Raw genomic sequence first — 23,622 nt, 5'->3', positions numbered from 1 at the left:
AACTATACCACCATATGCGCCCTCGGAAAGGGGGTGAGGAGAGCCCCAATGTCCGACGCCCTGAAGCCCCTCATCGCCGCCGCCGCCGACCGCGCCCTGTCGCGCGAGGAGGCCGGGCAGGCCTTCCAGATCCTGTTCGACGGCGAGGCGACCCCGGCCCAGATCGGCGGCTTCCTGATGGCCCTGCGCACCCGGGGCGAAACGGTCGAGGAATATACCGCCGCCGCCGCCGTGATGCGCTCGAAATGTCACCGGGTGACGGCGCCCGAGGGGGCGATGGACATCGTCGGCACCGGCGGCGACGGCAAGGGTACGCTGAACATCTCGACCGCGACGGCCTTCGTGGTGGCGGGCGCGGGCGTGCCGGTGGCCAAGCATGGCAACCGCAACCTCAGCTCGAAATCCGGCGCCGCCGATGCGCTGTCGGAAATGGGGGTCAAGGTGATGGTCGGCCCCGAGGTGGTCGAAAAGGCGCTGGCCGAGACCGGCATCGCCTTCATGATGGCGCCGATGCATCACCCGGCCATGGCCCATGTCGGGCCCGCGCGGGTCGAGCTGGGCACGCGCACGATCTTCAACATCCTGGGCCCGCTGACCAACCCGGCGGGCGTCACCCGCCAGCTGACCGGCGCCTTTTCCCGCGAGGTGATCCGCCCCATGGCCGAAACCCTGGGCGCGCTCGGGTCCAAGAAAGCCTGGCTGGTGCATGGCTCGGACGGCACGGACGAGCTGGCGATTTCCGGCATCTCCTGGGTCGCGGGGCTGGAGGAAGACGGCACGGTGCGCGAGTTCGAACTGCACCCCGAAGAGGCGGGCCTGCCCACCCACCCCTTTGAAGAGATCATCGGCGGCACCCCCACTCATAACGCCGCGGCCTTCCGCGCCCTGCTGAACGGTGCGCAATCGGCCTATCGCGACGCGGTGCTGCTGAATGCCGCCGCCGCCCTGGTGGTTTCGGGCCGCACCAAGGATCTGAAAGAGGCCGCCGGCATCGCCGCCGAAAGCATCGACAGCGGCGCGGCCCTGGCCAAGGTCGAGGCCCTGGCCCGGCTGACCTCGGCCGCATGAGCAACGCCGCAACCGATCCCCCCGCCCTGCCCCAGGGCCAGCCCGCCGCGCCCGGTCCCTGGGCCGATCTGCGGTTCTTTGCCGAGGACTATCCGCGCATAGCCGCCGCCCTGGCTGCGGACACGCGCCAGATCCTGCCGCCCGCGCCGCAACGTTTCGCAGCCCTCGCCGCCTGCCCGCCCGAGGCCACCCGGGTGGTCATCCTGGGCCAGGATCCCTATCCGACCCCGGGCCATGCCCACGGGCTGGCCTTCTCGGCAGAGCCGGAGGTGCGCCCGCTGCCGCGCTCGCTGGGCAATATCTACAAGGAAATGCAGACCGATCTGGGCGGCTGCCCCGCCAATGCCGATCTGCGGTTTCTGGCCGCCCAGGGGGTCTTGCTGCTGAACACCGCGCTGACGGTGCCCGCGGGCGCTGCCGGGGGCCATGCCAAGCTGGGCTGGTCCGCCCTGACCGCCCAGGTGCTGGCCCGCCTGTCGGACCGCCCCCGCGCCTTCCTGCTGTGGGGGAAACCCGCGCAGGGGTTTGCGCGTTATATCGCCGGGGAGGATCATTTGATCGTGATGTCCCCGCACCCTTCGCCCCTGTCGGCGCGCCGGGGATTTTTCGGCTCGCGCCCATTTTCAAGCGTCAACAACTGGCTTAGAGCGAGAGGGGAAGGCGAAATTGATTGGACCGGCGCCAGGTCCGCGACCGAGGGAGCCCAGAGATGAGCGAAACCGTTCTGGACCGCATCAAGGCCTACAAGCTGGAAGAAATCGCCGCCGACAAGGCCGCCAAACCCCTGGCCGAGGTCGAGGCCGAGGCGAAGGACGCCCCTGCCGTGCGCGGCTTTGCCGATGCGCTGCATGAGGCGTCACGCTCGGGCTATGGGTTGATCGCGGAGGTCAAGAAGGCCTCGCCGTCGAAGGGCCTGATCCGCGAGGATTTCGACCCCGCCGCCATCGCCGCCGCCTATGCCGAGGGCGGCGCCGCCTGCCTGTCGGTGCTGACCGACACGCCCTCCTTCCAGGGCGCCAAAGAGTTCCTGGTGCAGGCGCGCGAGGCCTGCGACCTGCCGGTGCTGCGCAAGGATTTCATGTATGACACCTACCAGGTGGCCGAGGCCCGCGCCCTGGGAGCCGATTGCATCCTGATCATCATGGCCTCGGTCAGCGACGCCCAGGCGCTGGAGCTGGAGGACGCCGCCCAGCACTGGGGGATGGATGCCCTGATCGAAGTGCATAACGAGGAAGAGCTGAGCCGTGCCGCCGCGCTGAAAAGCCGCCTTCTGGGGATCAACAACCGCAACCTGAAGACCTTCGAGACCTCGCTGGACACCACCCGCAAGCTGTCGCGCCTGGCCCCCGAGGACCGGATCCTGGTGGCCGAAAGCGGGCTGACCGGCCCCGAGGATCTGGCCGACCTGGCCCGCTACGGCGCCCGCTGCTTCCTGATCGGCGAAAGCCTGATGCGCCAGGACGATGTGGCCGCCGCCACCCGCACCCTGCTGGCCCAGCCGACCGGCGGCGGTCTCTGACGCCCGCCCACGCTCTCATAGCCACGCAGGACCAAGGCCCCAAGGAAGGAACCGCCCGATGGCACTGACCCATTTCGACGGCAAGGGCGACGCCCATATGGTCGATGTCTCTGACAAGGCGGTGACGGCGCGGATCGCCACCGCCGCCGCCTGGGTGAAGATGCAGCCCGAGACGCTGCGCCTGATCACCTCGGGCGAGACCAAGAAAGGCGACGTGGCGGGCATTGCCCGGCTGGCGGGCATCATGGGGGCCAAGAAGACCGCCGATCTGATCCCGCTGTGCCACCCGCTGCCGATCACCAAGGCCAGTGTCGAGATCACCCCCGACGCGGGCCTGCCCGGCCTGCGGATCGAGGCCACGGTGAAGACCTCGGGCCAGACCGGTGTCGAGATGGAGGCGCTGACCGCCGCCTCGACCGCCGCGCTGACGGTCTATGACATGGTCAAGGCGGTGGATCGCGGGATGGAGATTGGCGGGCTGCGGGTGCTGCTGAAGGACGGCGGCAAATCCGGCCGCTACGAGGCGGCGGCCCAATGATCTCGGTCGAAGACGCGCTGGCGGCGCTGTTCGCCCTGGTCGAACCGCTGGGAACCGAAAAGCTGCCCCTGCGCCAGGCCTCGGGCCGCGTCATGCGCGCCGATGTCCGCGCCTTCCGCGATCAGCCCCCCTTTCCCGGCTCGGCCATGGACGGCTATGCGCTGATCGCCGCCGAGGCCCAGCCCCACGCCATGTTCCGCGTCATCGGCGAAAGCGCCGCCGGCGCGCGGTTCGAGGGGCGGGTGAAGCCCGGCCAGGCGGTGCGCATCTTCACCGGCGCCCCGGTGCCCGAGGGCGCCACCCGCGTGGTGCTGCAAGAGGATGTGACCCGCACGGGCGATCTGATCACCCTGACCGACAGCCTGGACACGGGCCCGCATATCCGCCCCGCCGGGGTGGATTTCCGCCAGGGCGACACTTTCGCCGCGCCGCGCCTGCTGCGCCCCGCCGATGTGGCCCTGCTGGCGGCGATGAACCAGCCCGCCGTCACCGTCTCGCGCCGCCCAGAGGTGGCGCTGATCTCGACCGGGGACGAGCTGGTGCTGCCCGGCGAGGATCCGGGGCCCGATCAGATCGTGGCCTCAAACACCTTCGGGCTGGAGGCGCTGTTTCGCGCCCATGGCGCCCGCACCCGCATCCTGCCCATAGCCCGCGACAACCGGGCGTCCTTGGAAAGCGCCTTCCGTCTGGCCAAGGGCGCCGATCTGGTGGTGACCATCGGCGGCGCCTCGGTGGGCGATCACGATCTGGTGGGCCGCGTGGCCGCCGATCTGGGGATGGAGCAAAGCTTCTACAAGGTCGCGATGCGCCCTGGCAAACCGCTGATGGCGGGGCGCATGGGGGCGGATCTGGGGGGCGCGATGATGATCGGCCTGCCCGGCAACCCGGTCTCGGCCATGGTCTGCGGCCATGTCTTCGTGGTGCCGGTGCTGCGCGCGTTCCAGGGCCTGCCGCCCGCACCCGCGCCGCGCGCCCATGCGCCGCTGCTGGCGGCGCTGCCCGCCAATGGCCCGCGCGCCCATTACCTGCGCGCGCGCCTGGCGCCCGAGGGGCTGACCGCCTTCTCCAGCCAGGACAGCTCGCTCTTGTCGATCCTGTCGGAGGCCAATGCGCTGATCCTGCGCCCGCCCGGGGCCCCCGCCGCCACACCGGGCGAGATCCTGCCCTATCTGCCGATCTAGGCGCCCTGCAATCCTGCCCCGGGTCCATGTTCCGCTTTTGCCGCCCTGTTGACACAAAACGGGAACAGCAGTAGAACAAACCCTAGATGTAGTGCAGGAGCGCCCTTATGCTGACCAGAAAACAGCTCGACCTGTTGGAATTCATCCACAAGCGGGTACAGCGGGACGGCGTGCCCCCGTCTTTCGATGAGATGAAAGAGGCGCTGGATCTGCGCTCGAAATCCGGCATTCACCGGCTGATCACGGCACTGGAGGAACGTGGGTTCATCCGCCGCCTGGCGCATCGCGCCCGGGCGATCGAGATCGTCAAGCTGCCCGACAGCCTGGCCGCGAAAGAGGCCGCCACCGGTGGTGGCTTCCGCCCCAAGGTGATCGAAGGTGGTGCCGGAGCCGCGCCTGCCGCCCGGGCCGCTGCGCCTGCCCCCGAGATGCCCCATGCGATGGAGCTGCCGGTGATGGGCCGCATCGCCGCCGGTGTCCCGATCGAGGCGATTTCCGAGGTTGCGTCGCATATCACCGTGCCCGACGCGATGCTGTCGCGCGGCGGCAGCCATTTCGCGCTGGAGGTGAACGGCGATTCGATGATCGAGGCCGGGATCAATAACGGCGACGTGGTGATCATCCGCGAAGGGGCCACCGCCGACGATGGCGACATCGTCGTGGCCCTGGTCGAAGAGCAGGAAGCGACGCTGAAGAAGATCTACCGCAAGTCCGGTTCGGTCGATCTGGTGGCCGCCAACCCCGCCTATGCCACCCGCACCCTGCCCGCCAACAAGGTGCGCGTTCAGGGCCGTCTCGTGGGTCTGATCCGCACCTACTGAAGGCGCCGAGGCCCTCCTCGCTCGGGCCTGCGGCCCGCGCTCCTCGGGGGTGGCATCGCGCTGCGTCTGGTCTCGTCGGTGACAGTCCTCGGACTAGGGAAGACTGGATCAGGGGCGAGACCATCTGTTTCACCCGGGCTATTTCGCCCGGGTCCGCGCGCGCCTCTCACGTAGCCCCCCGGCGCCGGGGCGTCTTGCCCGGTGCCACCTCCTCTGCCCTGTCCTGCCGCCCGGCCTGCGCGTCATCCGACGCGTCCTTCATCGAGGGACGCGCGGCAGCCTCTGCCGTCTCAGTTCACACGCCCTTGCCCCGGCCCTTGCGCGCCCGTCCGCCCCCCGCCACACATCAGGCTGCGCAGGGCCCAGCCCTGCGGCGCCTCGGCCTCGCGGCGCAGATCCGGGGTGTTCCACAGACGCTGGCCGCTCCGCTCTTCCGCCGTGACCAACCGGCGAGCCGCGCCCTGGCCGATCACCGCCACGGCGCCGGTGCGGCGCAGGCGGGCCGGGTCGTAGATGTCGCAGCCCCGGGCCCCCGGCGCCTCGACCGCCGCCACGTTCAGCACCAGGATCTCGCCCGGGGCGCAGGGGCCTTCGGCCGCCGCCGCGCGCTTTCCCGTGGCGTGGCGCACCCCCGGCGGGGCCTGCCAGCGCGCCGCGGCCTGCGCCTGATCCGCCGGATCGCCGTCGTTTTCCAGCCAGACCCGGGCGGCGAAGCTTTCGGCGCGCTCGCGCGACAGGGCGCGGCCCCGCTCGGTCATCACCCCGACCAGCCCGCCGGTCTCGGCGATCAGCAGCGCGGGCCGCTCGACCCGGGCCCACAGCAGCGCGGCCAGGGCCATGGGCAGCAGCCCGGCCCAGCGTCCGCGCCCGACCCACAGCATCACCACCAGCGCGCCAAGGGCCAGAAGCGGCAGGGTGGCGGCGGGTGGCGTGGGCACCGTGCCGCGCGCGCCCTCCAGCCCGGCCACGGCCTGGGCGACGCCCAGGATCCAGTCCAGCCCCAGCCCCATGGCACGGATCGCCAGCCCCTCCAGCCCGAGGGGCATCAAGAGCACCGCGATCAGGGCGGCGGGCATGACCAGCGTGCCCATCACCGGCACCGACAGCAGGTTGGCGATCAGCCCGTAGTGGGCCACCTGGTTGAACTGCGCCGCCGCCACCGGCGCCGTGGCCAGCCCGGCGACGGCCGAAGACAGCACCAGGGTCAGGGCCCGCCCCCGCCAGCCGCGCCCGGGCCAGTCGCGCCCCTTCAGCAGGGAAAAGACCCAGACCAGCGACAGTGTGGCGGCAAAGGACATCTGGAACCCCGGCGACAAAAGCGCCTCGGGGCGCAGCCCCAGCACCACCAGCGCCGCCAGGGCCACCGCCCGCAGGGTCAGCGCCCGGCGCAGGGCCATGGCCGCCACCAGTGCCACCGCCACCATGACAAAGGCCCGTTCCGTGGCGATCGAGCCCCCCGACAGCGCCAGATAGACACTGGCCACCGCCAGCGCCGCCGCCGCCGCGATGGACCGGACCGGCCAATAAAGGGCGGCGTGGCGCGACAGCACCAGCCCGCGCCGCACCGCCAGAAAGACGAAGCCCGACAACAGCCCCATATGCAGCCCCGAGATCGCCAGCAGATGGGCCAGGTTCGACACCCGCAGGTCCTGCACCACCTCCTGCCCCATGGCAGAGCGGTCGCCCGCGGTGATGGCGGCGGCAAAGGCGCCGGTCTCGCCCGGCAGACGCGCCCGAAAGGCCGCCGAAATCGCCATGCGGGCGCGAAACACCCGTGCCTCGCCCGGCGCGGGCGGGGCCACCGACAGCAGGGCGACGCGGGTATAGCCCAGCCCGCCCAGACGCTGGAACCAGGCGTGGCGGCGAAAGTCGAAGCCGCCCGGTTCCACCGGCCCGCCCGGGGGCGACAGAAAGGCCGTGGTCATGACCCGGGCGCCGGGGCGCGGCAGGGTGCCCTCGGGGCCATGTAGAGAGATCCGAACACGGGCCGGGGTGTCTTCGGGCGCCATGCGGTCCAGGCGCACCCGGTCCAGGGTCAGCCGGGGCGCGTCCGAGGCCGAGCGGTCAATGCCGATGATCCGCCCTTCGACCGGCCCGTAATAGCGCCAGCCCAGCACCGGCCCCGCCACCGCATGGGCCCGGGCCGAGGCCAGGGCCACGCCCCCCGCCAGAAGGGCCAGGCCAAGGGCTGCGGGCTGCAACAGCGCCCGGCCCCGTGCCCCGGCCCAAAGACCAAGCGCGAAGAGGGCCGCCGTCAGCCCCCAGAGGCCCGCGCGGGCGCCGGGGCCTGGCTCGACCGGCAGGGCGAAATAGGTGCCGATGCCGCAGGCCAGCGCCACTGGCGCCCAGTGAAACAGATGCCCCCGCTGCGCCAGGGCTGCCTTGCACAGGGTGTCGCCAAGCTGCCGCACTTGTCTCGCCTCCGGCCCGCCGATAGACAATGCCCGGAACGCTACACAGCGCATGGTTAATCAAACGTTAGGATCGTCGCCTTGTCCGAGCAGATCGTCACCCGCTTCGCGCCCTCGCCCACGGGCTTCTTGCATATCGGCGGCGCGCGCACCGCGCTGTTCAACTGGCTTTATGCCCGCGGCCGGGGCGGCAAGTTCCTGCTGCGGATCGAGGACACCGACCGCGCCCGTTCGACCCCCGAGGCGACCCAGGCGATCATCGACGGGCTGGCCTGGCTGGGGCTGGACCATGACGGCGAGATCGTCAGCCAGTTCGACCGCGCGGACCGGCACCGCGAAGTGGCGCTGGAGCTGCTGGAGAAGGGCCAGGCCTACAAGTGCTTCTCGACCCAGGACGAGATCGAGGCCTTCCGCGAGGCGGCCCGGGCCGAGAAGCGCTCGACCCTGTTCCAGAGCCCCTGGCGCGATGCCGACCCGGCGACCCACCCCGACGCGCCTTACGTGATCCGCCTGAAGACACCGCTGGACGGGCAGACGGTGATCGACGACCAGGTGCAGGGTCCGGTGACGATCCGCAACGACCAGCTGGACGACATGGTGCTGCTGCGCTCGGACGGCACGCCGGTCTACATGCTGGCGGTGGTGGTCGATGACCACGACATGGGCGTCAATACGGTGATCCGGGGCGATGATCACCTGAACAACGCCGCCCGCCAGATGGGCATCTACACCGCCATGGGCTGGCCCCTGCCGACCTATGCCCATATCCCCCTGATCCACGGCCCCGACGGCAAGAAACTGTCCAAGCGCCACGGCGCCCTGGGGGTCGAGGAATACCGCGACATGGGCTATCCGGCGGCGGGTGTGCGCAACTATCTGGCGCGCCTCGGCTGGTCCCACGGCGACGATGAATTCTTCACCGATGCCCAGGCGATGGCGTGGTTCGGCTTCGACGGGATGAACAAGGCCCCGGCGCGGTTCGACTTCAAGAAACTGGCCAATATCAGTGGTCAGCACATCGCCGTGAGCGAAGATGCTGCACTGCTGCAAGAATTGCAGGGCTTCCTGGCGGCCACCGGGGCTGATCCTCTGACGGAACAAAAAATTTACCTTTTGGGAAAGGCCATGCCCTTCCTGAAGGAGCGGGCCAAGACCTTCCCTGAACTGCTTGAAAAGGCTCAGTTCTGCCTGGCTGAACGCCCGCTGGACGTGGACGAGAAAGCGGCCAAGAATCTGGACGCAGTATCCATCGGTATACTGACTGAATTGACGCCGCACTTGCAAAGTGCTAGCTGGACGCGTCAGGATCTGGAGGGGAAACTGACCGTATTCGCCGAGGATCGTGAGATGAAATTCGGCCAGCTTGCCGCGCCCCTGCGTGCAGCACTGGCCGGGCGCACCGCAACCCCGAGCGTCTATGACATGATGCTGGTTCTGGGCCAGGAGGAAACCCTCCTGCGACTTCAGGATGCCAGCAAAGGTGCCGATTAACCCTTCGTTGAGAAGCACCGTGAAAAGAAGGGGCGCCGGGCGGCTTGCAAGCGGGCCGGTGCGGGAACAGAGGAAGGGATAATATAATGTCTGAACCTACCAAGACGGCGACTTTGTCCGTCAACGGCCAAAGCTACGACTTCCCCGTGCTTTCGCCCTCCGTCGGGCCCGATGTCATCGACATCCGTAAACTCTATGCCTCCACCGGCATGTTTACCTACGACCCGAGCTTCACCTCTACCGCGTCCTGCGACTCGACCATCACCTATATCGACGGTGAAAAGGGTGTGCTGCTGCACCGCGGCTACCCGATCGACCAGCTCGCATCGAAATCGCATTACCTCGAAGTCTGCTACCTGCTGCTCTACGGCGCGCTGCCCGATGCCGCCCAGCTGGAAGATTTCGAAAGCCGCGTGACCAAGCACACCATGGTGCATGAGCAAATGCACCGGTTCTTCACCGGCTTCCGCCGCGACGCGCACCCGATGGCCATCATGGTCGGGGTCGTGGGCGCCATGTCCGCCTTCTACCATGACAGCACCGACATCAACGATCCCTGGCAGCGCGAGGTCGCCTCGATCCGCCTGATCGCCAAGATGCCGACCATCGCCGCCATGGCCTACAAGTACACGATCGGCCAGCCCTTCGTGTATCCGCGCAACGACCTGGACTATGCGTCCAACTTCCTGCGCATGTGCTTTGCCGTTCCGGCCGAAGACTATCAGGTGAACCCGATCCTGGCCCGCGCCATGGACCGTATCTTCACCCTGCACGCCGACCACGAGCAGAACGCCTCGACCTCGACCGTGCGTCTGGCGTCGTCCTCGGGGGCCAACCCGTTTGCCTGTATCGCCGCCGGCATCGCCTGCCTCTGGGGCCCCGCCCACGGTGGCGCCAACCAGGCCTGCCTGGAGATGCTGAAGGAAATCGGCACCCCGGACCGGATCCCCGAGTTCATCGCCCGCGCCAAGGACAAGAACGACCCGTTCCGCCTGATGGGCTTTGGCCACCGCGTCTACAAGAACTTCGATCCCCGCGCGACGGTGATGAAGGAATCCGCGGACGAGGTGCTGGAACTGCTGGGTGTGGAAAACAACCCGATCCTGGCCACCGCCAAGGAGCTGGAGAAGCAGGCCCTGGCCGATCCCTACTTCGCCGAGAAGAAGCTGTTCCCGAACGTGGACTTCTATTCCGGCATCATCCTCGAGGCCATGGGCTTCCCGACCTCGATGTTCACCCCGATCTTCGCCCTGTCGCGGACCGTGGGCTGGATCTCGCAGTGGAAAGAGCAGATCGAAGATCCGGGGATGCGCATCGGCCGTCCGCGTCAGCTCTATGTCGGCGAGACCATGCGCGACTACGTGGATGTCGAAAACCGCTGATCGGCGGGACAGTGATAGCGGAAAAGGGCGGCCCTCGGGTCGCCCTTTTTCCTTGGCGGCCACGGGGTCGCGGGAGGGCCTAGCCCTGCCCCTCGCCCATGGCCCGAGGGCTCAGCGCCACCGCCAAGGTGACCGCCGCCATCGCCAGGGTCACCGCCACCAGCGCCGCCCCCAGCGAGACCACCGCCAGGACGCCACTGGCCAGGATCACCCCCAGCAGATTGGCCGTGCGCAGCACCGAAAAGGCCTCGGCCCGTCTGTGGACAGGCACCAGGCGGTCCATCAGCAGCATGTAGGTGGTGCCCAGGGGCGGCAGCACTGCCCCCACCATCACCGCGCCCGCGATGGTCAGGCCCAGCGACAGCCCCGTCGCGGCCAGCAGGCAGCCAAGCGCCATCACCGACAGCTGCGCCACCACCGCCGCGCGCCCGGCCATGCGGTTGCGCCAGCTGACCCACAGCCCGCCACAGACCGAGGCAATGCACAGCGGCACGGTGATCAGGATCGCCATTGTCGGCGCATGGCCAAAGTGCAGCGCCAGGGCCACCGCCCCGATCTCCAGCGTGGCCACCGCCGCGCCCCCCGCCGCCGCACAGGCCAGCCACAACAGCACCGCGGGCGACAGGATGCCCCGGCGGTCCGCCGCAGGCCCGGTGCCGGGGGCGGCCGCCACATCGGGCACCAGAAGCGCGGGCAGCCCGCCCAGCAGGCTAAGCGCCACCACCGCCAAGAGCGGAGAGATGCCGCCCAGCCCCGCCGCCAGCACCGGCGAGGCCACGAAAGAGACCTCGTTCAGGGTGGCCGCGATGCCCAGGGCGCGGGGATAGCGGTCTTCGGGGGTCAACTGGTTCAGCAGGGCGCGCAACATGCCGTAGGCCGCGCCGCTGACCGAGCCCGACAGGCCCGCGCAGACCGCCAGCGCCCAGAAGGGCCAGCCGAGGGCCGCGCCCAGGCACAGCACCAGCAGCGCCAGGGTGCGCAGCCCGATCAGCGCGCGCATGTAGGGCGCGGCGCGGAACCGCGCGCCCAGCCGGGTGAAGGGCACGGCGCCCACCACCTGCGCCAGGGTCATGGCCAGGATCAGGGCGGCGCCGCCGCTTTCATCCCCGGTCAGCGCCAGGGCCAGCAGGGAGAAGGCCACCGGCCCGGCGGCCTGGGGCACCAGCAAGGTGGCCGAGGCGCCATACCAGCGGATCAGCGGCCAGTCGGCGCGCCGCCCGCGCCCGTCGCCCTGGGCCAAATCTGTCTGCATCCTGCCTGCTCCCCTGCCCGGACACGCGAAAGGGGCGCCCGCTGGCGCCCCCCTGCTATCCCCGTCCGGGCCAAAGCACCAGCCCGCAGACGGTGCGCGCCATGAGGCTCAGCGGCCCTCGAAATGCGGCGGACGTTTCTCCAGGAAGGCCACCACGCCTTCGCGGAAATCGCGGCTTTGGCCGCAGCGACCCTGGGCCTTGCCCTCGGCGTCCAGCTGGCCATCCAGCCCCGGCTCTTCCCAGGACCCACGGATCAGCTGTTTCACCTCCGCGTAGCTAGCGGTCGGCCCCTTGGCCAGATGGGCGGCGCGGGCCTTCCAGGTGGCCTCGAAGGCGTCATCGGCCACCGCTTCCCAGATCATGCCCCAGTCGTCGGCCTGGCGCGCGGTAATCTTCTCGGCGAAAAGCGCGGCGCCCATAGCCTTCTGGCTGCCGATGGTGCGCGGCAGGAAATAGGTGCCGCCGGCGTCGGGCACCAGGCCGATGCGGGTGAAGGCCTGAAGGAAATAGGCGCTTTCCTTGGCGATCACCACATCGGCGGCCAGGGCCAGGTTGGCCCCTGCCCCGGCGGCCGCGCCGTTGACCGCGCTGATCGTCGGGATCGGGCAATCGACGATGGCCTTCAGCATCGGCACATATTCCTCGCGCAGGGTGCGTTCCATGTCGGGCACCGCCGCCGAGGCCCGGTCGCTGAGGTCCTGGCCAGAGCAGAAGGCCCGGTCCCCGGCGGCGGTCAGCACCAGCACCCGCGCCTGGCTGCCTGCTGCGCGCGCCGCATCGGCGATCTCGGCCCGCATCCGCGTGTTCAGGGCGTTCATCACATCGGGACGGTTCAGCCGCAGCACGGCGATATCGTCTGCGATCTCCAGCGTGATCGTCTCATAGGTCATGGGCGGGCCTCCTCCTGTCTTCCGTTGGCGCAACAGAAGACGAAGGCGGCCCCGCCGTCAAAGGGGAACATCACGTCAGTCTTTCAGAATTTCCCGCAGCCGGGCCTGTTCCGCGTCCGACAGGCTATCGGCCTCGCCCGCGGCCCGGGCCTGGCCCCGGCGGCGGATATAGCCCAGGCCAAGGCCCAGACCCAGCAACAGCATCACCGGCCCGGCCAGCCACAGAACCATGTTGGACCCGCCCGCGCGCGGCTTCAGCAGCACGTATTCGCCGTAGCGGGCGACGATGAAATCCACGACCTCTTCGTCGCTGTCCCCCGCCACCAGCCGTTCGCGCACCAGCAGGCGCAAGTCACGGGCCAGGTCGGCGTTGCTGTCGTCGATATTCTCGTTCCGGCAGACCAGACAGCGCAGCCCGGTCGAGATCTCGCGGGCGCGGCTTTCCAGGGCCGGATCGGCCAGGATCTCATCGGGTTGCACCGCCTGGGCGGGCAGCGCCAGGGTCAGCAGCAGCAGCCAGAGGGCCGGTCGGGGGAAAAGGCGCAGGGCGCGCAGGATCCAGGCTGTCATTCCGCTGGCACCCCCTGCACGCGGGTCTGTTTCGCGGCCCCTGCGGCCACGCGATAGCGCCGGTCGCTGAGCGACAGCGCGCCGCCCAGGGCCATCAGGATGGCGCCGCCCCAGATCCAGTTGGCCAGGGGTTTGACATAGCTGCGCATGGCCCAACCCCCGCCCGGCTGCGGATCGCCCAGGGCGATATAGACATCGCGGAAAAAGCCATTATCCAGCGCCGCCTCGGTGGTGGGCATCCCGGCGACCGGATAGACCCGTTTTTCGGGATGCAGCGTGCCGATCTGGCGCCCGTCCTTGGCCAGGGTGACCTCGGCCATGGTCGAAATATAGTTCGGCCCCTGCACCTGCTCGACCCCGCGCAGAGTGATGTCATAGCCCGACAGGGCCACCGTATCGCCGACCTGCACCACGCGGATATCCTCGCTTTGCCAGGCCAGCATGCCGGCGATCCCGGCCATGGTCACGCCCAGCCCCGCATGGGCCACCACGCGCCCCCAGTCGGCGCGCGGAAGGCGCAGCAGGCGGGAGGCGCCGCTGTTGCCGGTGCGGCTCCACAGATCCGCCAGGCTGCCCGCGACAAGCCAGGTGCCCAGCATCAGACCCACGGGACCCAGGGCCGAACGGTCGGCCTGCATCGCCCAGACCAGCGCGCCGACCGCCAGGGCCAGCACCGCCGCCGGGGCCAGTTTGCGCGCCACGCGGCCCAGCTTGGCCCGTTTCCACGGCAGCATGGCCCCCAGGGGCAGGATCGCGCCCAGGGCCACCATGAAGGGGGTGAAGGCCATGTTGAAGAAGGGCGCGCCCACCGACAGCTTCCGCTCGAAGGCCATTTCAGAGACCAACGGCCAGATGGTGCCGACGAACACCACGAAGGCCGCGACCCCCAGCAGGATATTGTTGAAAACCAGCGCCGATTCCCGGCTGATCAGGGCAAAGACCCCTTTCGAAGCCATGACCTCGGCCCGCAGGGCAAAAAGCGACAGGGCGCCGACCATGAAGTAGAGCGTGATCAGCAGCAGGAAGACGCCGCGTTCGGGGTCGGTGGCGAAGGCATGAACCGAGGTGATGATGCCCGAACGGGTGATGAAGGCCCCGACCAGCGAGAAGCCGAAGGCGATGATCGCCAGCAGGATGGTCCAGGCCTTCAGGCTTTCGCGTTTCTCCACCACGATGGCCGAATGCAGCAGGGCCGCGGCCACCAGCCAGGGCATGAACGAGGCGTTTTCCACCGGATCCCAGAACCAGAACCCGCCCCAGCCCAGCTCGTAATAGGCCCACCAGGATCCAAGGGCGATGCCCACGGTCAGGAAGACCCAGGCGGCCAGGGTCCAGGGCCGCACCCAGCGACCCCAGGCGGCGTCCACCCGACCTTCCAGCAGCGCGGCGATGGCAAAGCTGAAGGACATCGAAAGGCCCACGTAGCCGAGGTAGAGGAAGGGCGGATGGAAGGCGAGGCCCGGATCCTGCAACAACGGGTTCAGATCCTGTCCGTCGAAGGGCGGCACGGCCAGGCGCAGGAAGGGGTTCGAGGTGAACAGCAGGAAGGCCAGGAAGGCCACACCGATCATTCCCTGTACCCCCAGGACGCGGGCCCGCAGGCTGGGCGGCAGATTGCCCCCGAAAAGCGCTGCCGCCGCGCCAAACAGCGCCACGATCAGCACCCAAAGCAGCATCGAGCCCTCGTGATTCCCCCAAACACCGGTGATTTTGTACAACATCGGCTTGGCGGAATGGCTGTTGGCCCAGACCAACCGCAGCGAGAAGTCCGAGGTGACAAAGGCCCAGGTCAGCGCCGCAAAGGACAGTGCGACCAACCCCGCCTGGACCAGCGCGGCCGGTTCGGCGGCAGCCATCCAGCCGGGCCAGCGACGCCAGGCGCCGACCAGCGGCACCACAGTTTGGAACAGGGCGACCGCGAAGGCCAGGATCAGGCAAAAATGACCGAGTTCAGTAATCATGGCCCGGTTATAGGGGAAGGGTTCGGGCAGGCTCAATTCAAATGAATGAAAAGAGGCGCGACAGATTTGCCGCGCCTCTGGGTGTGTCAGTTGGGATCGGGGTCTCAGGCGGCGCGGCGCCAGGCCTCCAGCGCCGGATTGGGATCTCGGACGGGTGCCGGGGCCGCCGGGGGCGGTGCCCCCTCGCCCTCCAAGGTGCGCAGCGCGCGCAGGTTGGTCACCACCTGCGGGGTGCGCGCCATGGTCTGGGCGATCTCGCGCTGAAACTCCTGCCCCTTCACCTGATGGCGCGCCCCGAAATAGAAGCTGACGACCGCGCCCAGAAGCCACCACAGCGCCTCGGGCACCAGGGCAAGGCCCTGCATCCGCTCGGAAAACCAGACCGGATCGCTCATCGCGGCGACGAAAAGGCCGATCGCCCCCAGGGCCATGGCCGGGCGCGGCAGCCGGTTCAGCCCGTCAATGAAACGATCAAAGCCCGAGCGGTTGTCACGGAACTCGGCCCCGTGCTGGGCCAGCGCGGCCTCGAAGGCCGCCAGGTCGCGCTGATCCACCCCTTCGGCATTGGCACGAAAGACCTCCGCCGTTTCGCGGATCACGTTGCGCCCGCCGCCAAAGATCGCCTCTAGCAGTCCGGTGATCAGCCCCATGCCGCGACCCTCTCGGCAAATTCCGCCTCGCTCAGGTGATAGCGCGGCGCGATGAACTCTTCCGCGCGGCGGATCCAGCCGCCCTTGCCGCCCGCCCGGGTGCGGACGTATTTGCGGCTTTGCACCCGCCCGTCGGCCAGGCGGAAGTAATAGTTGCGCCGGGCAATGCCGTAGGCGTCGACCATGTGATCTGCGGCGGCGGCGAAGGCCTCGGTGGTGGCGCGGATCGTCTGCGGCCCGATGGCCCCGTCAACGCCCACCGTCCAGCCCATGTCGCAGAGCAGGCGCTGTAGAATTTTCACAGCGTTGTTGCCGGAATTCACATACATGTCGAAGACCGTCGGCCACAGCAGTTCCGGCAGCTCGGCGATGCGCGGCCCGTGGAAGTAGTGTTCCAGGAAGATATCCAGCGCCTGAGCCCGGCTGAGGCGCTTTACGTCCGCCGCATCGACATGCCCGTCGCCATCCAGATCCAGACCCAGACGGCGCATGGTATGCACCGTGACCCCGTGATTGGTCGCCCCGCCCGGGTCATCAGGGTCGTTCACATAGCCCCCCTCGCGGGCCACGATTTCCTCGGCGATCTGCCGCACATCCCGTGCCATCGGCCTGCCTCCTGTTGCTGCTGCTCAGGGGAAAGCCTGCCGGGGCAAAGATTAAGGCTGCGCTCGGGCACCGAACGCAGCCTCTGGTTCACCTCGGCCCAAGGGCACGGGTCAGCTTTCGGGGGCCTCGTAGACGCCCTGTTCCTTCAGCGCGTCAATGACCTCTTTCGGCATGTAGTTTTCATCGTGTTTGGCAAGGATTTCAGTAGCTTCGAAAACACCGTTCACATAGCGACCGGTGCCGATCATCCCCTGGTTCTCGGCGAAGAGGTCGGGCAAGATGCCGACGAAACTCACCGGCACCGAGGCGCCGCCATCGGTCACCACAAAGCGGATCACCTCGCCGCGTTCCAGCGTGCCTTCCTCGACTAGCCCACCGAGGCGGAACACCTCTTCCGGGCCGGGGGGCGCCTCGGCCACCTGACTGGGCGAGCGGAAGAAGTTGATCCCGTCCTGGAAGGCATAGCCGATCAGCCCAGCCGACAGCGCCAGCGCGGCGAAGGCCAGGACGATGATCTGAATGCGCCTCTTTTTCTTCAGCCCCTTCATGGACTTACCCCCCAAACCTCAGACATTACGGGAAGACGGGCGCCGCCGTCAGCCCCATGGTTTCCTCAAGACCCAGCATCAGGTTGGCGTTCTGCAACGCCTGCCCCGAAGAGCCCTTGCACAGGTTGTCCAGCGCCGTGACCACGATCGCCCGCCCCGGGATCCGGTCGCCCGTCACCCCGATATGCACATAGTTCGAGCCGCGCACATGATGGGTCGAGGGGGTCTCGCCGAAGGGCAGAACCTCGACGAAGGGCTCGCCGGAATAGGCCTCGGCCAGGGTGGCGTGCACCTCTGCCGCATCGCCCGAGACATAGCCGGTGGACAGGATGCCGCGGTTGGCGGGCACCAGATGGGGCGTGAACTGGATCCTCACCTCGCGCCCCGCGATGGCGCTGAATTCCTGGTCGAACTCGCCCTGGTGCCGGTGCGTGCCGCCGACCGCATAGGCGTTGTAGCCCTCGCTCAGCTCGGCGTGCAGCAGGTTTTCCTTCAGCGACCGGCCCGCGCCCGAGACGGCGCATTTCATGTCCAGGATGATATCGTCCAGCCCGATGACCCCCGCCGCGATCAGCGGCCGCAGGGTGAACTGGCCGGTGGCGGCGTTGCAGCCGGTGCCCGCGACCAGCCGCGCGGCGGCGATCTCATCGCGGTAGAACTCGGTCAACCCGTAGACCGCTTCCGCCTGCATCTCGACCGCGGCATGGTCATTTCCGTACCATTTCTTGTATTCCGCCGGATCGCGCAGCCGGAAATCGGCGGAAAGATCGACGATTTTCAGCGTCTTGGGAAGATCGCGGATCACCTCCTGGCTGGTCTTGTGCGGCAGGGCGCAGAAGGCCAGGTCGATCTGGGAAAAGTCGATCTGATCCACGGTCACCAGGTCCGGCAGGTCCAGGTGGCGCAGGAAGGGGAAGACGGCGGCCATCGACTGCCCCGCCTTGGAATTGGCGGCCAGGGCGGCGATCTCGATCCCCGGATGGGTCGAAATCAGCCGGATCAGTTCCGCCCCGGTATAGCCCGAGGCCCCGATGATGGCGATTTTCTTGGTCATGTGCATCCTTTCGGCGGGGTCGCGCGCCCGCCCGTCTGTCTATCTAGGGAAGATGGCCCATTGCGGGAATGAGCGAGATCAAATTGTCGCGGGGTCACGCCCCGGGCCGCCCGAGCTCAGGCGGCGTGAAAATCGATCCGTCGTCGCAGGAATTGCGTCGCGTGGTCCGACACCCGCCCCGGATCGCCGGTGGTCAGGAACATCGACACCTCGCCAGGGCCGCGTTTTTCCGGGTGCCGGCCCAGGTAGTCGGCCAGGCTGGCCGCCACCAGATTGGCCTGGGAATAGACCGTCACATCGGCGCCCAGGGCCGCCTGGAAGGCCTCTTCCATCAGCGGATAATGGGTGCAGCCCAGGATCGCGGCCTCGGGGTGCGGCATCTTGCGCTTCAGCGCCTCGACATGGCTGCGCACCAGCGCCTCGGCCAGGATCATGTCGCCCTCTTCGATCGCATCGACCACGCCGCCGCAGGCCTGGGCCTCGACATCCACGCCGATGGCGCGGAAGGCCAGTTCGCGCTGGAAGGCGCGGCTGGCGACGGTGGCGGGGGTAGCGAAAAGGGCCACATGTTTCACTGCAACCTCGCGCGGCGGGGAATTGTCGCCCCATTGCCGTTCGGTCAGCGCCTCGATCAGCGGCACGAAGACCCCCAGCACCCGCTTGTCGGCGGGCACCCAGCTTTCCTGCATCCGGCGCAGGGCGGCGGCGCTGGCGGTATTGCAGGCCAGGATCACCAGGTCGCAGCCCGCGTCGAACAGGCGCTGCACACCGGTCTTGGTCAGCTCGAAGATGTCATCGGCATCGCGCACGCCATAGGGCGCATGGGCGTTGTCGCCCAGATAGACGAAGGGCACGTCGGGCAGACGCGCGGCGCAGGCGTCCAGCACCGTCAGCCCGCCCAGACCCGAATCGAAAATACCAACCGCCATGGCCTTTCGGACCCTTCCGGGCCCGCCCCTGCTGCGCCCGGGGTCAGCCCCGGTGCTTTGCCTCGAACTCATAGCCGTAAGCGTAGGAATCCAACGGCTTCGGGGAAAGCTCATACGTCGCTTTGCGCAGGAAATCCATCATTGCTTTGGTATCGCCCGCGCGGGCGCGCAGGGCCTCGGCGGGGATCGGCGCACCGATCACCACGCGCACCGGGCCGTCGACCCGGGCGCGAAACTCTTTCAGCAACAGGCCCATGCGCAGGGTCTGGTGCAGATGGCTGGCCAGCTGGAACAGCCGCGAGGTGGTGCCATCGAAGAACACCGGCACCACGGTGGCGCCGGATTTTGCGATCATCCGCGCGGTAAAGCCGCGCCAGCCGGGATCCATCGGATGCGAAAAGGGCCGTGCCGCGGTCGAGACGGTGCCACCGGGGAAAACGCCGATACAGCCCCCCTCGCCCAGATAGCGCAGCGCCTCGCGCCGGGTCTCGATATTGGTCTGCACCGCCTCGCGCGTCTCGTCGAAACTGATCGGCAGGATCACCCGGTCCAGGTCGCTGGCCTTACGGAAGACGCGATTGGCCAGGATGCGGAAATCGCCGCGCCGCTCTTGCAGGATATGGCCCAGCATCAGCCCGTCCAGGATGCCGTAGGGGTGGTTGGCGACCACCACCAGGGGCCCGTCCTGGGGCAGGTTCTGAAGGCTGCCGCCGGCGATCTGAAGGTCCAGCCCGTAGCGCTCGACGATCACCGACCAGAAGTCGCGGCCGGCGCTGACATCCTCGTCATAGCCTTCGGCACGGCGGATCAGCGAGGGACGGCCCAGGGCGTTTTCCATTACCCGGATGACCATCCGGCCCGACCGCGTCTCGGCGCTGGAGGCATAGGAAATGTCCCGGGCGATCTGCCGCTGGCTCGGCGGCAACGGATTGTGCTGCGAAGGCAGAATGCTGGCGGTCATGTGTCGGTCCCCGAGGATTGCGCCTCCTTAGCGAGGGCGTCGGATTCGATCCAGTCTCTTGCCGGGCCTGCGACGCGATATGTTGCACAGGCAGCGCGGGCCTGCGCCCGTGCTGCCCACGCCATCGAAGCGCAGCGTTCTTGCCATTCAGTTAAGCATGGTCCGATGCAGCCCCAAATCGGCGGCAGAGGGACCGGCAAGAGGGCGCCGAAGCGCCCCCTCTCACTCGGCGGCGGCGCGCAGCGGGCCGTCGCGCAACTGCGCCAAGAGGCCTTCGCGGGTCTTGGCCGCCCGCGCCTCGTTGGCCGCCTTCACCGGGCCGAAGCCCCGTATCGACAGGGGCAGCTCGGCCAGGGCCACGGCAACGTCCTTCAACTCCGGATCGTAACCCTTTGCGATCTGGCCCATATCCGCTTCGTACTGGGCCAGAAGCGCGCGCTCCATCCGGCGTTCCTCCAGGCGGCGGAACGGGTCCAGAACGGTGCCGCGCAGACCCTTCAGATGGGCCAGAAGCCACAGGGACCGCCGCATCCCCTCGCCGAAGGCGCGCTTCACCGGGCGGCCATCGCTGCCCATCTTCTCGAAGATCGGCGGGGCCAAGTGATAGGTCATGCGGAAATCGCCGTCGAACTGTTGCGCCGCCTTGGCGCGGGTGTCCAGAAGCAGCCGGGCAACCTCGTATTCGTCCTTTACGGCCAACAGCTTGTGATAGCCCTTGGCCACCGCCTCTTGCAGCGCCGGATCGGTGAAACGCTCGACGAAGGCGCGGTATTTCTTCGCCAGCCGCCGGTTCTGGTACTGGCGCAGATGGTCGGCGCGGAAGGCGATGATCTCTTCCAGCGTCCGCGGCTTGGCCTCTTCGACCTGCGGCGCGGCCAAACGCTCGGCCTCGCGCAGGTTCAGCGCCGCCCAGCGACCGATTTCGAAGGCGCGCAGATTGCGCTCGACCGCCGCCCCGTTCAGCGCGATCGCCTGGGCAATCGCCTCCTGGCTCAGCGGCACCAGGCCGCGTTGCCAGGCGGCGCCCAGCACCATCATGTTGGAGAAGATGGAATCCCCCATGGTCGCCCGGGCCAGTTCGCTGGCATCGAACAGCACCAGACCTTCCTTAAGTCGCGCCTGAAGTTGCAGCTCCAACCTATCAGAAGGAATGGAAAATTCCGTGTTTCGGGTGAAGTCACCGGTGACGATGTCATGGCTGTTGACCACCGCCCCGGTGCGCCCGGTGCGGGTCAGGCCCAGGGTCTTCGACCCGGCGCTGACCACCAGATCGCCGCCGATCAGCGCATCCGCCTCGCCCGTTGCGACGCGTATTGCACTGATATCGCCGGGCTTTTCGGCAATCCTCAGGTGGATATGCACGGCGCCGCCCTTTTGGGCCAGGCCCGCCATCTCCATCATTCCCGCCCCCTTGCCGTCGATCTGCGCGGCCTGGGCCAGCACGGCGCCGATGGTCACAACCCCGGTGCCACCGACCCCGGTGATGACGATATTATGGGTGCCCTGGATCTGCGGCAGCGTGGGCAGCGGCATATCCTCGGGCAGGTCCAGATGGGTCCCGCTTTCCTTCTTCGGCGTGGCCCCTTCCAGGGTCACGAAGCTGGGGCAGAACCCTTTCAGACAGCTGAAGTCCTTGTTGCAGGCCGACTGGTCGATGGCCCGCTTGCGGCCCAGCTCGGTCTCTTCGGGGACGATGGCGACGCAGTTCGACTGCACCCCGCAATCGCCGCAGCCCTCGCAGACATCGGTGTTGATGAAGACCCGCTTGTCGGGGTCCGGGAACTGGCCGCGCTTGCGCCGCCGCCGCTTTTCCGCCGCGCAGGTCTGCACGTAAAGGATCGCCGAGACCCCTTCGACCTTTGCGATATTCTCTTCAACACGTAGCAGATCGGCCCGTTCGGCAACCTCAATCCCTTGCGGCACTTGCGAAAGATCGACATTTTCCTTTTCGTCGTAGACCAGCGCCACATGAGACAGGCCCATGGCCATCAGCTCTGCCGCGATGCGATAGGCGGTCAGCCCGCCCTCGTTCTTCTGGCCGCCGGTCATGGCCACGGCGTCGTTGAACAGGATCTTGTAGGTGATGGTGGTCCCCGCCGCCTGGGCCGCGCGGATCGCCTGGATGCCCGAGTGGTTGTAGGTGCCATCGCCCAGGTTCTGGAACACATGGGGCCGGGTCGAGAAGGGCGCCTCGCCGATCCAGTTCGCGCCCTCGGCCCCCATATGGGTAAAGCCGCTGGTTTCGCGGTCCATCCACTGCACCATGTAGTGACAGCCGATCCCGGCATAGGCGCGGCTGCCCTCGGGCAGCTTGGTCGAGGTGTTGTGCGGGCAACCGGCGCAGAAATAGGGCAGCCGGGCCGCGATATCCGTGACATTGTCGTTGCGCCGCACCTCGCCCAGGGCCTGCAGCCCGGCACGAATGCGATCGCTGTCGCGCCCCTCCTCGATCAGGATCTGGCCGAGTTTCTCTGCGATCTCAACGGGATCCAGGGCACCCTTGACCTGGAACAGCTCGTCCGAGCCAAGCCCGCCCTTGCGTGCCCCATAGACCCGGCGCCCCTGGCGGTCGTCAAAGATCGCCTCCTTGATCTGCACTTCCAGCAGCTTGCGCTTTTCCTCGACCACCACGATCAGGTCCAGACCCGCCGCCCAGTCGCGGAAGCCCGCCATGTCCAGCGGCCAGACCTGGGCCACTTTGTATGTGGTCACGCCCAGCCGTTCGGCCTCCGCCTCGTCGATGCCCAGCAGGGACAGGGCATGAACCACGTCGAGGTAATTCTTGCCCGCCGAGACGATGCCGATCCTGGCCCCCGGCTTGCCCCACATGCGGTTGTCGATGCGGTTGGCGCGGGCGAAGGCCTCGGCGGCGAAGCGCTTGTAATCGACCATCCGCGCTTCCTGCTCGACCGGGCTGTCGCCCAGGCGGATGTTCAGCCCGCCCTCGGGCATCTCGAAATCCTGCGGCAAGACCAGCTTCATTCGGTGCGGATCGCCATCCACGACCGAGGTCGCCTCGACCGTGTCCTTCATCGTCTTCAGCCCGACCCAGACCCCGGCATAGCGGCTCAGCGCCCAGCCGTAGACGCCCAGGTCCAGGATCTCTTGCACCCCGGCGGGGCTGACGATGGGCATATAGGCATCGACCAGCGCCCATTCGGACTGGTGCAGCACGGTCGAGCTTTCGCCGGTGTGGTCGTCGCCCATGGCCATCAGCACTCCGCCATGGGGCGAGGTGCCGGCCATGTTGGCATGTTTCATCGCATCGCCCGAACGGTCGACGCCCGGGCCCTTGCCGTACCACAGGCCGAAGACGCCGTCGTATTTCCCCTCGCCGCGCAGCTCGGCCTGTTGCGCGCCCCACAGAGCGGTGGCGGCCAGATCCTCGTTCAGCCCCTCCTGAAAGCGAATCGAGGCGGCGTTCAGCAACCGCTCGGCGCGGTGCATCTGCATGTCGACCGCCCCCAGGGGCGAGCCGCGATAGCCGGTACAGAACCCGGCGGTGTTCAGCCCCTGGGCGCGATCACGCGCCGCCTGATGCAGCATCAGGCGCACCAGCGCCTGTGTGCCATTCAACAGAACCGGACTTTTGGTGATATCGAAGCGATCGTCGAGCGAGATCCTCTGATGGGTCATGGCTGCTCCTCCTCTGCCTCACCATACGGCAGGTTCGGGTCAGAACGAATGACCTATCCCCGGAATTCCCGACTTTCTCCTATCCCTCGTTTCGGGCTAACGTTAAGACAAGCGCCACGAAAACGATGGTATTTAGTTTCTCAAACCCGCACG

20 protein-coding genes are annotated in these 23,622 nt (G+C 68.0%); 8 read left to right on the top strand and 12 right to left on the bottom strand.

The window, feature by feature from the left end; translation table 11 throughout:
- Nucleotides 1–48 precede the first annotated feature (48 nt).
- The 6 genes from trpD (at nucleotide 49) to lexA (ending at nucleotide 5,127) form a co-directional block, all read left to right on the top strand.
- Nucleotides 49–1,068 (top strand): anthranilate phosphoribosyltransferase, encoded by a 1,020-nt coding sequence (gene trpD / locus ACRARE_RS07480; protein ID WP_432655802.1) that lies wholly within the window; start codon nucleotides 49–51, stop codon nucleotides 1,066–1,068.
- Nucleotides 1,065–1,781 carry a uracil-DNA glycosylase gene (locus ACRARE_RS07475; protein WP_432655801.1) on the top strand — a complete coding sequence of 239 codons (717 nt, stop codon included), beginning with the start codon at nucleotides 1,065–1,067 and terminating at the stop codon, nucleotides 1,779–1,781. Before trpD ends, ACRARE_RS07475 begins: the two co-directional genes overlap by 4 nt.
- Nucleotides 1,778–2,587, top strand: a complete 810-nt coding sequence (gene trpC / locus ACRARE_RS07470; protein WP_432655800.1) for an indole-3-glycerol phosphate synthase TrpC — start codon at nucleotides 1,778–1,780, stop codon at nucleotides 2,585–2,587. Before ACRARE_RS07475 ends, trpC begins: the two co-directional genes overlap by 4 nt.
- 58 nt (nucleotides 2,588–2,645) lie before the next feature.
- Entirely contained in the window at nucleotides 2,646–3,125 is a 480-nt protein-coding gene (gene moaC / locus ACRARE_RS07465; protein WP_432655799.1) for a cyclic pyranopterin monophosphate synthase MoaC, read from the top strand.
- A complete protein-coding gene (locus ACRARE_RS07460) occupies nucleotides 3,122–4,306 on the top strand; it encodes a molybdopterin molybdotransferase MoeA (RefSeq protein ID WP_432655798.1) in 1,185 nt (394 codons plus the stop codon). The genes moaC and ACRARE_RS07460 overlap by 4 nt, the downstream gene beginning before the upstream one ends.
- 107 nt (nucleotides 4,307–4,413) lie before the next feature.
- Nucleotides 4,414–5,127: a transcriptional repressor LexA gene (lexA, locus tag ACRARE_RS07455; protein ID WP_432655797.1), complete on the top strand. Its 714-nt coding sequence runs from the start codon at nucleotides 4,414–4,416 to the stop codon at nucleotides 5,125–5,127.
- 290 nt (nucleotides 5,128–5,417) lie between these two features.
- Here the strand turns inward: lexA and ACRARE_RS07450 are convergent, their stop codons facing one another.
- A complete protein-coding gene (locus tag ACRARE_RS07450) occupies nucleotides 5,418–7,538 on the bottom strand; it encodes a ComEC/Rec2 family competence protein (protein ID WP_432655796.1) in 2,121 nt (706 codons plus the stop codon).
- Between the two features lie 81 nt (nucleotides 7,539–7,619).
- Between ACRARE_RS07450 and gltX the strand changes: the two genes are divergently transcribed.
- Nucleotides 7,620–9,029, top strand: coding sequence for a glutamate--tRNA ligase (gltX, locus tag ACRARE_RS07445; protein WP_432655795.1), 1,410 nt, complete (start codon nucleotides 7,620–7,622; stop codon nucleotides 9,027–9,029).
- Nucleotides 9,030–9,115: 86 nt separating this feature from the next.
- On the top strand, nucleotides 9,116–10,411 hold the full coding sequence (gltA, locus tag ACRARE_RS07440; protein WP_432655794.1) for a citrate synthase: 1,296 nt from the start codon (nucleotides 9,116–9,118) through the stop codon (nucleotides 10,409–10,411).
- Between the two features lie 79 nt (nucleotides 10,412–10,490).
- Here gltA and ACRARE_RS07435 read toward each other — a convergent pair whose 3' ends face one another.
- From ACRARE_RS07435 to ACRARE_RS07385, 11 genes are all read right to left on the bottom strand, one after another.
- A complete protein-coding gene (locus tag ACRARE_RS07435; RefSeq protein WP_432655793.1) occupies nucleotides 10,491–11,663 on the bottom strand; it encodes an MFS transporter in 1,173 nt (390 codons plus the stop codon).
- 108 nt (nucleotides 11,664–11,771) lie between these two features.
- Nucleotides 11,772–12,554: an enoyl-CoA hydratase-related protein gene (locus tag ACRARE_RS07430; protein WP_432655792.1), complete on the bottom strand. Its 783-nt coding sequence runs from the start codon at nucleotides 12,552–12,554 to the stop codon at nucleotides 11,772–11,774.
- Between the two features lie 75 nt (nucleotides 12,555–12,629).
- On the bottom strand, nucleotides 12,630–13,124 hold the full coding sequence (locus ACRARE_RS07425; RefSeq protein WP_432655791.1) for a cytochrome c-type biogenesis protein: 495 nt from the start codon (nucleotides 13,122–13,124) through the stop codon (nucleotides 12,630–12,632).
- Nucleotides 13,121–15,085, bottom strand: a complete 1,965-nt coding sequence (locus ACRARE_RS07420) for a heme lyase CcmF/NrfE family subunit (protein ID WP_432655790.1) — start codon at nucleotides 15,083–15,085, stop codon at nucleotides 13,121–13,123. Before ACRARE_RS07420 ends, ACRARE_RS07425 begins: the two co-directional genes overlap by 4 nt.
- A 104-nt stretch (nucleotides 15,086–15,189) precedes the next feature.
- A complete protein-coding gene (locus tag ACRARE_RS07415; RefSeq protein WP_432655789.1) occupies nucleotides 15,190–15,735 on the bottom strand; it encodes a holin family protein in 546 nt (181 codons plus the stop codon).
- Nucleotides 15,726–16,340: a holin-associated N-acetylmuramidase gene (locus ACRARE_RS07410; protein WP_432655788.1), complete on the bottom strand. Its 615-nt coding sequence runs from the start codon at nucleotides 16,338–16,340 to the stop codon at nucleotides 15,726–15,728. Before ACRARE_RS07410 ends, ACRARE_RS07415 begins: the two co-directional genes overlap by 10 nt.
- Before the next feature lie 111 nt (nucleotides 16,341–16,451).
- Nucleotides 16,452–16,889 carry a cytochrome c maturation protein CcmE gene (gene ccmE, locus ACRARE_RS07405; protein ID WP_432655787.1) on the bottom strand — a complete coding sequence of 146 codons (438 nt, stop codon included), beginning with the start codon at nucleotides 16,887–16,889 and terminating at the stop codon, nucleotides 16,452–16,454.
- A gap of 25 nt (nucleotides 16,890–16,914) precedes the next feature.
- Nucleotides 16,915–17,943, bottom strand: a complete 1,029-nt coding sequence (gene argC / locus ACRARE_RS07400; protein WP_432655786.1) for an N-acetyl-gamma-glutamyl-phosphate reductase — start codon at nucleotides 17,941–17,943, stop codon at nucleotides 16,915–16,917.
- 116 nt (nucleotides 17,944–18,059) lie between these two features.
- Nucleotides 18,060–18,872 (bottom strand): glutamate racemase, encoded by an 813-nt coding sequence (locus tag ACRARE_RS07395; RefSeq protein ID WP_432655785.1) that lies wholly within the window; start codon nucleotides 18,870–18,872, stop codon nucleotides 18,060–18,062.
- Nucleotides 18,873–18,915: 43 nt separating this feature from the next.
- A complete protein-coding gene (locus ACRARE_RS07390; RefSeq protein WP_432655784.1) occupies nucleotides 18,916–19,833 on the bottom strand; it encodes a lysophospholipid acyltransferase family protein in 918 nt (305 codons plus the stop codon).
- A 222-nt stretch (nucleotides 19,834–20,055) separates the two neighbouring features.
- On the bottom strand, nucleotides 20,056–23,469 hold the full coding sequence (locus ACRARE_RS07385; protein WP_432655783.1) for an indolepyruvate ferredoxin oxidoreductase family protein: 3,414 nt from the start codon (nucleotides 23,467–23,469) through the stop codon (nucleotides 20,056–20,058).
- Between the last annotated feature and the right edge of the window lie 153 nt (nucleotides 23,470–23,622).

The sequence above is a fragment of the Pseudooceanicola aquaeponti genome (genome assembly GCF_050897975.1).
GTDB lineage: Bacteria > Pseudomonadota > Alphaproteobacteria > Rhodobacterales > Rhodobacteraceae > Pseudooceanicola.
This window is presented reverse-complemented; position numbering and strand designations above follow the sequence as displayed.

What these genes read in the sequence shown, in the direction of transcription:
- lexA (WP_432655797.1), top strand. Translation starts at nt 4,414, where the DNA reads ATGCTGACCAGAAAACAGCTCGACCTGTTGGAATTCATCCACAAGCGG.
- trpC (WP_432655800.1), top strand. Translation starts at nt 1,778, where the DNA reads ATGAGCGAAACCGTTCTGGACCGCATCAAGGCCTACAAGCTGGAAGAA.
- ACRARE_RS07420 (WP_432655790.1), bottom strand. Translation starts at nt 15,085, where the DNA reads ATGATTACTGAACTCGGTCATTTTTGCCTGATCCTGGCCTTCGCGGTC.
- gltA (WP_432655794.1), top strand. Translation starts at nt 9,116, where the DNA reads ATGTCTGAACCTACCAAGACGGCGACTTTGTCCGTCAACGGCCAAAGC.
- ACRARE_RS07415 (WP_432655789.1), bottom strand. Translation starts at nt 15,735, where the DNA reads ATGGGGCTGATCACCGGACTGCTAGAGGCGATCTTTGGCGGCGGGCGC.
- ACRARE_RS07475 (WP_432655801.1), top strand. Translation starts at nt 1,065, where the DNA reads ATGAGCAACGCCGCAACCGATCCCCCCGCCCTGCCCCAGGGCCAGCCC.
- ccmE (WP_432655787.1), bottom strand. Translation starts at nt 16,889, where the DNA reads ATGAAGGGGCTGAAGAAAAAGAGGCGCATTCAGATCATCGTCCTGGCC.
- ACRARE_RS07390 (WP_432655784.1), bottom strand. Translation starts at nt 19,833, where the DNA reads ATGACCGCCAGCATTCTGCCTTCGCAGCACAATCCGTTGCCGCCGAGC.
- ACRARE_RS07460 (WP_432655798.1), top strand. Translation starts at nt 3,122, where the DNA reads ATGATCTCGGTCGAAGACGCGCTGGCGGCGCTGTTCGCCCTGGTCGAA.
- ACRARE_RS07430 (WP_432655792.1), bottom strand. Translation starts at nt 12,554, where the DNA reads ATGACCTATGAGACGATCACGCTGGAGATCGCAGACGATATCGCCGTG.
- argC (WP_432655786.1), bottom strand. Translation starts at nt 17,943, where the DNA reads ATGACCAAGAAAATCGCCATCATCGGGGCCTCGGGCTATACCGGGGCG.
- ACRARE_RS07410 (WP_432655788.1), bottom strand. Translation starts at nt 16,340, where the DNA reads ATGGCACGGGATGTGCGGCAGATCGCCGAGGAAATCGTGGCCCGCGAG.
- ACRARE_RS07385 (WP_432655783.1), bottom strand. Translation starts at nt 23,469, where the DNA reads ATGACCCATCAGAGGATCTCGCTCGACGATCGCTTCGATATCACCAAA.
- ACRARE_RS07435 (WP_432655793.1), bottom strand. Translation starts at nt 11,663, where the DNA reads ATGCAGACAGATTTGGCCCAGGGCGACGGGCGCGGGCGGCGCGCCGAC.
- trpD (WP_432655802.1), top strand. Translation starts at nt 49, where the DNA reads ATGTCCGACGCCCTGAAGCCCCTCATCGCCGCCGCCGCCGACCGCGCC.
- ACRARE_RS07425 (WP_432655791.1), bottom strand. Translation starts at nt 13,124, where the DNA reads ATGACAGCCTGGATCCTGCGCGCCCTGCGCCTTTTCCCCCGACCGGCC.
- ACRARE_RS07395 (WP_432655785.1), bottom strand. Translation starts at nt 18,872, where the DNA reads ATGGCGGTTGGTATTTTCGATTCGGGTCTGGGCGGGCTGACGGTGCTG.
- moaC (WP_432655799.1), top strand. Translation starts at nt 2,646, where the DNA reads ATGGCACTGACCCATTTCGACGGCAAGGGCGACGCCCATATGGTCGAT.